Source organism: Lysinibacillus sphaericus (genome assembly GCF_006864135.1).
GTDB lineage: Bacteria > Bacillota > Bacilli > Bacillales_A > Planococcaceae > Lysinibacillus.
This window is the reverse complement of the sequence record NZ_SADV01000006.1, coordinates 206,152-218,523: the sequence shown is the minus strand read 5'-3', so window position 1 is coordinate 218,523 and position 12,372 is coordinate 206,152. Positions and strand designations below refer to the sequence as shown.

Sequence of the window (12,372 nt, the reverse complement as noted above, 5' to 3'; positions counted from 1 at the left end):
GAATGTCTACAGAAAATGATCTGTTAAAAGCTTTTAAAAAATCCTGGTCCATTCAATCTAGCTCAAAATGGAGTTTAGATAATCCTGCAAAAGGCCAATGCGGAGTCACTTCGTTAGTTGTTAATGATATCCTTGGGGGCGAAATTTATAAAACGTGGCTTGATGAAGGCTGGCATTTTTATAATATTCTCGATGGGGACAGAAAGGATTTTACACAAGAACAATTTCCGTACAACCTCTACTATCAGGATGTTCGTTCTAGTAGGGAAGAGGCTTTCCAAGATACGAACGATATTCAATATAGCTATCTAAAATCACAGGTTCATGAGTATTTAGGAAAAAGCTAGGGTCAACTGTAGCTACTTTTTGTATGTTGATTTAAGCGTAAGATACTGATATTCATTTTGTTAGGAGCAACGAAACCTTTGTGAGATGTATCTTGGATGAAAAGTAATCAAACACAGTCCATTATAATTTAGGCTAGACCTTGTTACTATTTAATCGTAGTTATAATTCTCTTTTGGTTCAGCTTGTCTACCCATATAATGATGAGGAGCTGTTGATTTTTCACGGAGAGTGGCGATTCCTGCGGGATGAGCTTGTGCTGAAAGCCCCTACTCGGAGTGAAAATCAACCTTTGTTTATTGATACGCATTATTTTATATTTATCCTTTGGTCTACAAGCTTAAGCAGAGTGTTAACAACTGTGCTTTTTTTAATATTTAAACAAACATGTTGACGTAAATGAAACCATCGTGTTATTATTATCTCGAATTCAAGATAAATAAATTCAAGATAAATGAATTCGAACCTTTTAATCCATGTAGAAAGCAAAGCTTCACTTTTCATCATAAGGAGGTAATCATAATGGGTTTTTTAAATAAATTATTTGCTTCAAAAAAAGAGGAGGAAAAAACAATGGCAGAATTAAATATCGGGATTATTATCGGATCAACACGTGAAGGTCGTGTAAGTCCACAAGTAGCACAATGGGTAAAAGAAATCGCAGATCAACGAGGAGATGCAAACTATACAATTATTGATATTGCAGATTACAAATTACCTTTACTAGGTGAACCAGGGCAAGACGCTTCAGGCGCTCAAGCTTGGTCAGAAATTGTTGCAAAACAAGATGGATTTGTATTTATCGTACAAGAGTATAATCACTCTATTACAGGTGCTTTAAAAAATGCACTAGATTATTTACGTGTAGAATGGAATAACAAAGCTGCAGGTATTGTATCGTATGGTTCTGTAGGTGGTGCACGTGCAGCTGAACATTTACGTGGTATTATGGGTGAGCTTTTAATTGCAGATGTCCGTGTACATCCAGCATTGTCACTATTCACAGACTTTGAAAATGGTACTGATTTTAAACCAAAAGAAGTACAAATAGATTCAGTTAACCAAATGTTAGATCAATTAATTCCTTGGTCAAAAGCTTTATATACAATTCGTTAATCATGTTTAACTTATTTCAGCGGGTGTCCAAACACCCACTGAAATAGAGGAACTCAGTCTAAAAAAGCCACGTCCTGTGGCAACGACTGGGTGACCAACTTCGTGCTGTTGCTGACGCTTCGCTTTCGCACAAAAAACATCTGTTGGCCTAAAGCCTCCGGCGGATGTCACGGAATCGGAAAGGAGTTTTTTATGCAAGCAAAAAGCCGATTCCGGACCCAATTATGCCGAGGCATAATTGATAGATTGAGGTAGAACGTTATTGGATAAAGTATAGGTGAGCAATACATTTATCATGAAAGGGACTGTTAACATGAAAAAACATACTGCGGGTATTCACCATATCACAGCGATTGTAGGGCATCCACAAGAAAATATTGATTTTTATGCTGGAGTATTAGGTCTACGTTTAGTTAAACAAACAGTAAATTTCGATGACCCAGGTACATACCATCTTTACTTCGGGAACAAAGGTGGTAAACCGGGGACAATTATTACATTCTTCCCATGGGCAGATGCTTATCAAGGCCGCATTGGTGATGGCCAAGTTGGTGTAACTACTTATGTAGTACCGGAGGGAGCACTACCTTTTTGGATTAATCGTCTTGCGAAATTCGCTATTCCATTCCAAAAAGCTGAACGCTTTGGTGAACAAGTAATACAATTTGATGATCCACACGGACTTCATATTGAATTAGTGGCACGTGCGGAAGGTGAATTAAATGAATGGACATTTGGTGAAGTAACTCCTGAGGTTGCGATTAAAGGATTTGGCGGTGCAACACTGTATTCGAGTCACCCTGAAGAAACAGCAAAAGTCTTAACTGAAGTCATGGGTCTTGAGAAAGTAGCAACGGAAGGTGAGTATACTCGTTTCAAATCCAGTGCAGATATTGGCAATACAGTAGATTTAAAAGTAGTTCCTGGTATGCGCGGTCAAATGGGAGTTGGAACAGTTCATCATATTGCTTGGAGAGCCCAGGATAATGCGGATCATCTAGAATGGCAAGAGTATGTAATGAATCATGGACAACATGTAACTGAAGTGAAAGATCGAAATTATTTTAATGCGATTTATTTCCGTGAACCTGGTGAGATTTTATTTGAAATTGCGACAGATCCACCTGGATTCGCTCATGATGAAACACCTGAAACAATGGGTAGTCAATTAATGTTACCAGCTCAATATGAACAGCATCGTGAACAATTAGAAAGAACATTAATTCCGATTGAAGTGCGTGTACTTGATTAAGGAGGATGAGTCGTTTGATTTCGATTGATCCTACAAAAAATACTGAGCGTGAAAACTATAAATTATTAATTGGCAGTATTATTCCGAGACCAATTGCCTTTGTCACGACGAAATCAGAGCAAGGAGTCATCAATGGCGCACCTTTTAGTTTCTTTAACATTATATCATCAAATCCACCGATGATTTCTCTAGCCATTCAAAGACCACAAGGGCGCTTAAAAGATACCGCTCGACATATTCATCATCAGCAACAATTTGTTGTGCATATTGTAGATGAGGATAATGTTAAGCAGGTGAATGAAACGGCAGCTTCATTACCTGTAAGTGAAAGTGAAATTGATAGAGCTCAATTTACATTAACCGATAGTGAGCTAATATCTGTACCAGGTATTCAAGAGGCAAAGGTTCGGATGGAATGTCGTTTAGTACAGACGATTCCTTTGATGAATGGCGACGAACAGACGGGTGATTTGTTCATTGGTCAGGTTGTTCAATTTCATATAGATGAGACTATTTATAATGAAGGGCGTATTGACCCAAGGAAATTAAAAGCAGTTAGCAGACTAGCTGGCTCGAATTATGCAAAAATTGGAGAAATATTTGCTTTAGAACGTCCTCAATAAAAAAATGCGAAAATGTTGATATAACAGCATTTTCGCATTTTTATGTTATGCTAAAATTCTTTCTATATTCCCTAAATCTTCTTTAGTTAATAAGATATCGGTTGCTTTCACATTGGTAGCCACTTGGCTTTTATGTTTTCCACCTGGGATAACTGCATCAATACCATCTTGAGCTAATAACCAAGCTAGCGCTAGATTTGGTAAGGTCGTTTGCTTTTCCTCTGCAATTCCTTTTAATTCATCTACTTTTATTAATGTTTGTTCAAATAATTCACCTTGGAATAAAGGATCCGAAATTCTCCAGTCTCCAGTGCCTAACTTAAAGTCTTTTGTATACTTTCCACCAAGTAGGCCATATGCAAGTGGACCGTATGGAATAAAGGAAATATCATTTTTTACACAGTATGGCAATAATTCTTGTTCTGCAGATCGGTTCAACATATTGTACGGAGATTGTAACACTGAAATATCATTGTGCACATTAGCGTCTATAAGCTGGTCTAATGTTACGTTTGAAATACCTATTGCTCCGATTTTTCCTTCTTCTTTTAAGCGTGATAATTCCCCAATCGACTCCGCAAGAGGGGTCTCGTTGTCTGGGAAGTGTAAATAGTAGAGGTCTACATAGTCCATTTGTAGCCGGTTTAGGCTATTTTCAAATGCACTTCGTAAATATTGCGGATGATTATTTGTTTTTACTGAGCCATCCTCAAGCCAATGTCTGCCTCCCTTTGTCGCTAAAACAAAATCTTCCCTAGGATATTTTTGTAATACTTCGCCAACAAGTTCTTCTGAACGCCCTTTTCCATAGATATCTGCTGTATCAAATAAAGTTATCCCTAGGTCAAGTGCAGCTGTTACTAGCTCCGTCCCGTCTTGTTCATTTAAGTTTTCATATAAGTTATGGCCACCTACAGCATTCGTCCCCAGACCAATTTCGGAAATCTTGATATTTGTTTTTTTTAATGTATGAAATTTCATATTCCTACCTCCTCTGTTTTCTGTAATTAGAATAGAGTAAAAAAAATATTTTACCAACATACATAGTTATAGTTTCATATATAGAAACAAAAGCATTTTAATTGCAACTAGAAGATCGAATCAATTATGCCTCGACATAATTGCGTTCGGAATCCGTGACATCCGCTGAAAAGTAACTTAAACATGCATTTATCTCACCACCTATAGGGGTGGGAGACCTTTGTAGCTGCCGTTTCACTTTCGCTACGCAAAATAGTTGCTGAAGGGAGTTGAAATTTCCCTTTATGCTAACAGGTAATGGATTTCTTCCGTTAATTGCTGGCTTGCCTCTTCTAATTTTTTTGCAAATGACCGAATGGCCGTTTTCCTAATTTGATTCGTCGAACCGTGCAAAGCAATTGCACCGAAGACTTCTTCATTCACATAAATCGGAACTGCAATACAAATTTTACCAACATTCGTTTCTTCATTATCAACAGCATATCCCTGTGCTTTAATGACCTGTAAGTGAGGAATTAATAGGCCATAATCATAGAAGGTTTTTGTTGTAAATGTATTTAGTTCAATACTATTTAATATTTCACGCTGTTTTTTAGCCGACAGATGCGCTAATACTACTTTTCCGAGTGCGCTTGAATGCATAGGTGTCCGAGTATCAATTGCTTGATAAGTAGGATGTTCAAAAGGCTCCCTAATCACATTTTTTATCACCATCTCATAATCTTCCAAAATACCAATGTAAGTAGTTATTTCTTCTTGGCGGGCTAATTGATATGGCGCCACGAGAGACGCCCATTGGATATCTTTGTGCCAATATAAGTGCTCATCCCTAAAGATATGCGGATTTAATTGATAGTATTTATTATATTTAATGACATAATTCATTTTTTCGAGCGTATAAAGCATACGAAAAACGGATGTCTTATTCATTGATAATTCTTCCATAATTTCAGTTAATGTAAGAGAATGCTTTTGACGTAATACATCCAAAATCAAAAGGCCCTTTTTTAATGTCGATACTTCATAGGAATCCATTTTGCCCTCTCCTAACTTCTTAATTTCTAGCTTGTACAATACCATCTTTACTATTGATTTACTAGTTTGGATAGTTTCTTATAGAAATAAGTCTCTACAGGGGATTATGATAGGCGGTGGAATTTCAATTCTTTTTTGTCTCTCCTATCTGTTGAGATGCTTTCTATATGCTTATGATTTTCTTTATTGACATCATATTTACAACATCTAATGTATAGTGAAAAAATGGCAGGTGAAGTCATTGAGAGAAGGGAATAACCGAGCTTTTTATAAAGTTATGGATCAAGGAGTCGCCCAGTCTCCACTCCAATCAACCATTTACATAGTAGACGTTTTAACAAAAGTCATCCATAACTTTTGGTGATGAACCAAAGTTATTACAAGAAGAAAAAGTAAAGCAGCCGCCATTATGATTCTAGTGAAATGGGAACTAAAGATTGTTAAAAGTTTCATGTAAAAGAACTTCTATTAACTCATTTTCAAGTAAAAAGGTAAATTGTTATAATAATCTAATTGTTGACTCAATTCGAAAATGCGGATAATATACTGTTTATTGATAAAAATACATAAAAATGAAATTTATTTTCTTTTTTGAAAGTGGAGTGGTTATTATGGCGAATTTTTTACGAAAGAAATCAATCGAGCAAGCCAATAAAATAACTGAAGTCGAACGTTTTAAACTAAAGCGTGAACTAGGGTCGTTGCAATTATTGCTTTACGTACTAGGGGCTACAATAGGAGCAGGCATTTTTGTGTTGCCAGGAACTACAGCTGCTCTACATGCGGGTCCGGGTGTTGTTGTTTCATTCTTAATAGGTGGTCTTGTAACAATAGCAGTTGGATTAGCCTATGTTGAATTCGCAGCGATGGCTCCTGTTGCCGGGAGTGCTTACACCTATTCTTATATTGCGTTAGGTGAAATGATTGCTTGGATAATCGGTTGGGATTTATTATTGGAATTTATCGTTATTTCTAGTACAGTCGCAGTTGGCTGGAGTGGCTACGTCAATTCGTTTTTACAATCTGTTGGAATTCACTTGCCAGAAGTTTTAACAAAGGATATTGCTCATGGTGGGATTGTGAATCTACCTGCTGTGGCTGGTTGGCTTATTGTAGCTTGGATTTCAATGAGTGGAATTAAAAATGTGGGTCGATCAAATATGTTATTTACAGCTGCAAAGGTTGGCGCGATTATCTTATTCCTTGCTATTGGGGCTTTTCACGTTAACCCTATAAACTGGACACCGTTTACACCGTTTGGCTGGTCAGGTGTAATGGCGGGAGCGGCACTAGTGTTCTTTGCCTTTACCGGATTTGATGGTGTAACAACAGTTCTTGAGGAAGTAAAAAATCCACAAAAAACAATACCAAAAGCTTTAATTGGTGGTCTAAGTATACTAACGCTTATTTATGCAATTGTTGCACTAGTATTAACAGGTATTGTTCCATCCCCTGAGTTGGATGTTCCAAATCCTACTGTATATGCACTAGAATCTGTTGGGATTCAATGGGGAGGTGCTATCATTGCAGTATCAGTTATTTTTGGCTTGCTTGCTACGATGATTGCAAATACAACAAGTGCGACACGCGTGCTGTTCGCAATGAGCCGTGATGGACTTCTACCAGAACGTATTGCACAAACAAATAAAAAAACAGGCGTACCTGTATTATCAACTTTAATTGTTGTTGTAACAGGCATTCTTTTATCAGGATTTTTATCGATCGGAGAATTAGCGGAATTTGCTAACATCGGCGGTTTAACTGCTTTTGCTTTAACAACAGTTAGTGTTGTTGTTCTTCGCTATACACGACCAGATCAACCACGTGTATTTAAAGTCCCTGCGCTATGGCTTGTAGCAACTGTAGGTGTTGGAGGATGTATTGTATTAATTTTTAGTCTGCCGCCATTTACTATAGTGCGCTTTTTGATATGGTTAGCGATAGGTTTAGTTATTTATATAGCCTATGGATACAAGCATGCTAAAATAAGCTCTAAAAATGAAGATCTATAAATGAGATGAAAAGTGCGAGAAATCAATTTTAGAAACGTTGATTTCTCGCACTTTTCTAATTATGAAACTTTACTTTAAAATATACTTATGTCCCGGGCCTCGTTTTTATCACAAAATTTAATACAAATCTAGACGCACACCCTTGTTAGTTTCAACATATAATAAGTTTACATTTCCTTACAAGCCCAGGCATCAATTTCAACCTTTAGGGAAGGGGCTGCAAGCGCAACTACATACATTAATGTCATACACGGAAGGTGATCACCAAGAAAGTCGTTCATTATTTTCTTTCTTTGATCTACATTAATTTCCCCAACCAAATAAAGGGTTATCTTCGTTAAATCTTGAATTTCCATATTCGCACTTTCAAGATTCTTTCTGATATTTTCTAATGCCAATTTCATTTGAGTTAATGGCTCTTCAGGTATAGTCCCGTCTTCTTCCATGCCTATTTGTCCAGATAGTGTTAACCATCTCTGTGGTTCTGTTACTTCTATTTGATGTACATAAGGAGCAACTGGTTGATGAATGTCCTTCGGGTTTCTAGCAATTTTCACATAATCAATCCTTTCTATATAATTTCAGTTTATAATTTCTGTAAGAATATCATCCTAAGACTAAAGATAAAAAATTTAATTTTAGTACTATCATAAAAGAACTTACATTGGCTATGATGGTGTTCAAAGGGTTATAATAGACTAATAAAATTAAGGCTTATAACGCTGATACAGCTTTCAAAAATATTGTTATTAATTTGATAAGGCATACTATTCTTTTCGCTCCTTGGATGCATTAATTTCTTATGAGACTTATAAAGCGCAAGTATTTAAGTCTTATTCTAAGTGTTAATGGAAATAATAATCCAATGAAGGGGGCATTTACATAAGAATGATACGTAATATTTTACATCAATTTATTAATTGTTTTTGTTCATTTGATGGCGAAATCCAGGCAGTAAAGGCCGCGAAGCCGTTTTGTAGAAGGAGTGAATACATGAGTAATTTCTTTCGAAGCCATGGATTTAAACGTTTTTTAATCCTAGCTGGGATCGCTATTGCATTATATATGATGCGGAGTATGATCAATCTAATTCTTCTTACGTTCATTATTACTTACTTGATGAATCAACTTACCACGAAGACAACAAAAGAGGTTAGAAAGTACGTACGGATGAACGAGAAGGCTGTAACAGTTACCCTCTATCTTTTGCTTGTTGCAGGTATTGTTGCAATTATCTACAAGTATTTGCCTGTCGTAACCCAACAAATTACACAGCTCTTTGATCTTATTGCTAGCTTTAGTCTTAACCCAAATGATAACGAGATTGCACGGTATTTAGCTCCAACCTTTGACAAGATTGAACTGGGTAAATATTTAGAGCAAGGTGTAGACCTCACGCTGAAAAACCTTACGAATATTGGTAAAATCATTTTGCATATATTCATTGCACTAATTTTGAGCTTGTTTATTTTACTTGAAAAGAAACGTATTACTGAATTTACAGCGAAATTTAAAGATAGCAAAATGAGCCATCTCTACGATGAATTACATTATTTCTCAAGGATATTCATTCGTTCTTTCGGTAAAGTTATTGAGGCACAGTTCATTATTGCTGCTGTCAACTGTGTTTTATCTGTTATTGCTTTATACATTATGGGCTTCCCGCATTTAATAGCGCTGGGAATCATGCTCTTTATACTGGGGTTAGTGCCAGTTGCAGGGGTTATCATGTCCTTGATTCCTCTAGCTATAATCGCATACAGTATCGGTGGTCCTATGTACATTGTCTATATCTTAGTTATTGTTATGGTACTACATGCTATGGAGGCATACTTCTTAAATCCAAAGCTAATGTCTGCTAAGACAAATCTTCCAATTTTCTATACATTCATGGTCATTCTCTTCTCTGAGCATTTTCTTGGTGTATGGGGATTAATTATTGGTATTCCATTATTCATGTTCCTTCTCGATATTCTCGGAGTTACGTCATCAGAAGATGAACTGCAACAGGCAAGGGAAATACAAGAAGACAAATAAAGTAAATAAAGTTTCATTCAAAAAGGAATCAAGTGTGTATGATTCCTTTTTTTCTTGGCTTGGGAATTTTGAAGTCCATGGTTTGGCAGTATAGAGGATGGCCTAAACAGTTAACCCCCTTTCGATTATTGCATTGAGAGGGGGTTAACTTTATTTATAGTGCCTTTAAGGAACTTGCTTCTGAGAACATAGTATGTGTTTTTCTCTTCATAAATATAAAAATTAGTAATGCGGTAATGCCCTCTGCGGCGGGGAATGTCCACCAAATAGCTTGTGGGCCAAAGAATTTAGGCAATAGTACGAGAGCAGGGATAAATAATATAATACTGCGAAGTAACATGATGGTTGTTGCAAGACGTATTTTTTCAATTGATTGAAAGAATTCTGCAAATACCATGTTCACGCCAAGGAATGCATATCCAATTGCAAAATGTACAAAGCCTTGTGTAGCCATATTGCGAATGTCAAACGTGCTATCACCAAATAATGCAATTAGCTGAGAAGGGAATAACGTAGCAATTATGACGGTAGTTAAACCTATAATAAATGCAGTAGCAATACCTATTTTCAATAATGCCGTTAATCTCTCAATTAATCTCGCACCGTGGTGATAACTAACTAGTGGCTGTAGGGCCATACCGATGCCAAGGAATACTGTTAAGAGTACGGTATGAATATAGTTAACCATTGCATAAGCAGTAACTCCGTCTGATCCTAAATAGTGTAAAAATGTCACATTATATAAAATAACCATAATAGCGACGGAGGCTTCAACAATAAAGCTTGGTAACCCAATAGCGAATATTTTCTTTAAATCAGATAGGTTGAAAAATGTACGCACAAACTTTAATTCGGATTGCTTTCGGAAGAAATGTAGGCAAAGCACCGACATACCGATTATTGTGGAAAGTGCTGTAGCCAGGGCACAGCCAGTTACGCCGTAGTGGAGTACGAAAATAAAAATGTAGTTTAAAATAATGTTTAACACAGATGTAGTGATTAAACCCATCATTGCAAGCTTTGGATTGCCATCATTTCGAATAAAAATGCTTAGTAAGTTTTCAATTGTGTAGAACACACCGAAAATCAAAATAACATGTAAGTACTCTTGTACATAAGGAAATGTAGCATCACTTGCGCCGAATATATAGGAGATTTCCTTTAAATTTAATAAAAGTATTAGAATCAGTGCCATAACGACAACGATCATGGTTGTAAATGCTAATGTAAAGAGCTGGTTCGCTCTTTTTTTATTGCCCTCACCGAGAGAAATTGAAAATAGTGTTGCCCCACCCATACCAATCCAAAGGGAAATAGATAGTAAAATCGAAAAAATAGGTACGGCGATATTTACTCCTGCTAAAGCGGTTGGTCCAACTCCGTGACTAACGAAAATACCATCCACTAAAATATTCACTGACATCAGTAACATACCAATCATGGCCGGGAATAAATATGATAAAAACAAGGGCCTAAGAGGCCTTGTTTCAATTGGGTTAAGGGTAGTCATCAGCATGTACCTCCTTTACCATCACCTTTTCACCTTTAGTATCTAGCTCACCGTTAAAGTCGAAGCCAAACTTTTTATATAACTGAATAGCTACTGTATTGTTGTCATAAACACTTAAATATATATTTTGACAGCTGTATTTAGCTACTAAATATTGAATAAGTTGCTGTAAAAAGTATTTTCCCAAACCTTGGTGCTGGTAGAGCTCATCAATGAAATAGCGATCTAACCAAACACGTTGTGAATTGTCCTTATGTGGGAACACGCCATACATAGCGAAGCCGACTGCGTTATCTTCCTTATACAATCCTACAGGGATAAAGCGTTTATCTGCTTTTGCCTCCGCTAAGCATTGTTGTGTACTTTCAATAAAATCTTGCTGATTATCAGCAATGCGTAGTGCTAATACTTCCTCTTTGTTTAAAGCTGTAATGTCACGAATTTCCGTGAACATAATTCCAAAACCTTTCTATTTTTAATTTCTTTCAGCCGAATGCATTGTTTATTGCAGTGGCATAATTGATTGTGAATAGCTACAATTTAATGTATATAGTAACTATATAGTCAAGGAGGGAAACTTAAAAATGTTTAATAAAAATGTAAAATATTTTACAACTGGTGAGTTCGCTAAAATTTGTAAGGTTAATAAACAAACGTTAATCTACTACGATCAAATCGGTTTATTATCACCAATTATGAAGGATAGTAAAGACTATCGTTATTACTCCATTGCACAATATGAATTTTTTAGTGTGATTGAGCTATTAAAGGCGGTTGGTATGTCTTTAAAGGATATTCAAAAATATATGGCAGATAAATCACCTGAAAATTTCTTAGATTTAATGTATCAGCAAAAGGAAATTGTAGCGAAAAAACGTCGAGAGCTGGAGATGATTGAAAGCATTATTGATGTAAAAATTGATTTAACAGAGGAAGCCTTACACCTTGATTTTGATAGTATTACGATTGAGCATCTGCCAGTGGCCACATTGTATTTAAGTAAAAATATCGAGGATTCGACGGAAGAACAGTTTACGAAGGCTGTATCAGACTTTATAGATGAGTTAGATCGTTCTCAATTAGACACGGGTTATCCCATTGGAGGGATTACAAGAAGAGAGCAAGTATTAGCTGGAAACTATGATAATTATAGTTTCTTGTATATAGAGCAGCCACACCCGCGAGAAGGTCATCCTTATTTTGAAGCGATTGAAGGGAATTTTATTGTAGGATATCATGTAGGAAATTCCACTACACTTGGTGAATCTTACGAGCGACTATTTAAGGTCATGAGGGAAAAAGGCTTTGAACTAGGGGAATACGTATATGAGGAATACATTTATGACGCCGTTATTAAAAATCGGGAAGAGGATTATGTAACGAAAATTATGATAGAAATTAAAAAAGGTTGTTGATAAGTATAGAAGTATAAAAAATACTTCCTTATAGAATATTTGAATG

At 36.2% G+C, this 12,372-nt stretch carries 12 protein-coding genes; 7 read left to right on the top strand and 5 right to left on the bottom strand.

Translation table 11 applies throughout. The annotated features are described in order from the left end of the window. Nucleotides 1–2 precede the first annotated feature (2 nt). The 4 genes from C7Y47_RS10150 to C7Y47_RS10135 all read left to right on the top strand — a co-directional run bounded on the left by C7Y47_RS10150 (nt 3) and on the right by C7Y47_RS10135 (nt 3,336). Nucleotides 3–347 (top strand): YunG family protein, encoded by a 345-nt coding sequence (locus C7Y47_RS10150; protein ID WP_142508674.1) that lies wholly within the window; start codon nt 3–5, stop codon nt 345–347. Nucleotides 348–867: 520 nt separating this feature from the next. Next, nucleotides 868–1,461: an NADPH-dependent FMN reductase gene (locus tag C7Y47_RS10145; RefSeq protein ID WP_142508673.1), complete on the top strand. Its 594-nt coding sequence runs from the start codon at nt 868–870 to the stop codon at nt 1,459–1,461. 313 nt (nt 1,462–1,774) lie between these two features. Continuing rightward, complete coding sequence (locus tag C7Y47_RS10140) at nt 1,775–2,713, top strand: ring-cleaving dioxygenase (protein WP_185903451.1); 939 nt, start codon at nt 1,775–1,777, stop codon at nt 2,711–2,713. A gap of 14 nt (nt 2,714–2,727) precedes the next feature. Further along, a complete protein-coding gene (locus C7Y47_RS10135; protein ID WP_142508672.1) occupies nt 2,728–3,336 on the top strand; it encodes a flavin reductase family protein in 609 nt (202 codons plus the stop codon). Nucleotides 3,337–3,381: 45 nt separating this feature from the next. Here C7Y47_RS10135 and C7Y47_RS10130 read toward each other — a convergent pair whose 3' ends face one another. After that, complete coding sequence (locus C7Y47_RS10130; protein WP_142508671.1) at nt 3,382–4,317, bottom strand: aldo/keto reductase; 936 nt, start codon at nt 4,315–4,317, stop codon at nt 3,382–3,384. Nucleotides 4,318–4,599: 282 nt separating this feature from the next. Beyond that, nucleotides 4,600–5,352, bottom strand: a complete 753-nt coding sequence (locus tag C7Y47_RS10125; protein ID WP_185903450.1) for an IclR family transcriptional regulator — start codon at nt 5,350–5,352, stop codon at nt 4,600–4,602. Nucleotides 5,353–5,963: 611 nt separating this feature from the next. Between C7Y47_RS10125 and C7Y47_RS10120 the strand changes: the two genes are divergently transcribed. Then, nucleotides 5,964–7,364: an amino acid permease gene (locus C7Y47_RS10120; RefSeq protein ID WP_142508669.1), complete on the top strand. Its 1,401-nt coding sequence runs from the start codon at nt 5,964–5,966 to the stop codon at nt 7,362–7,364. A 167-nt stretch (nt 7,365–7,531) separates the two neighbouring features. Here C7Y47_RS10120 and C7Y47_RS10115 read toward each other — a convergent pair whose 3' ends face one another. Continuing rightward, nucleotides 7,532–7,921: a RidA family protein gene (locus C7Y47_RS10115; protein WP_142508668.1), complete on the bottom strand. Its 390-nt coding sequence runs from the start codon at nt 7,919–7,921 to the stop codon at nt 7,532–7,534. Between the two features lie 436 nt (nt 7,922–8,357). Between C7Y47_RS10115 and C7Y47_RS10110 the strand changes: the two genes are divergently transcribed. Next, complete coding sequence (locus C7Y47_RS10110; protein ID WP_142508667.1) at nt 8,358–9,401, top strand: AI-2E family transporter; 1,044 nt, start codon at nt 8,358–8,360, stop codon at nt 9,399–9,401. A 154-nt stretch (nt 9,402–9,555) separates the two neighbouring features. Here the strand turns inward: C7Y47_RS10110 and C7Y47_RS10105 are convergent, their stop codons facing one another. Together C7Y47_RS10105 and C7Y47_RS10100 are read right to left on the bottom strand one after the other, a co-directional pair. Continuing rightward, nucleotides 9,556–10,911, bottom strand: coding sequence for an MATE family efflux transporter (locus tag C7Y47_RS10105; RefSeq protein WP_142508666.1), 1,356 nt, complete (start codon nt 10,909–10,911; stop codon nt 9,556–9,558). Further along, on the bottom strand, nt 10,898–11,365 hold the full coding sequence (locus C7Y47_RS10100; RefSeq protein ID WP_142508665.1) for a GNAT family N-acetyltransferase: 468 nt from the start codon (nt 11,363–11,365) through the stop codon (nt 10,898–10,900). The genes C7Y47_RS10105 and C7Y47_RS10100 overlap by 14 nt, the downstream gene beginning before the upstream one ends. A gap of 130 nt (nt 11,366–11,495) precedes the next feature. Between C7Y47_RS10100 and C7Y47_RS10095 the strand changes: the two genes are divergently transcribed. Next, nucleotides 11,496–12,326 carry a MerR family transcriptional regulator gene (locus C7Y47_RS10095; RefSeq protein WP_142508664.1) on the top strand — a complete coding sequence of 277 codons (831 nt, stop codon included), beginning with the start codon at nt 11,496–11,498 and terminating at the stop codon, nt 12,324–12,326. The last annotated feature ends 46 nt before the right edge of the window (nt 12,327–12,372 follow it).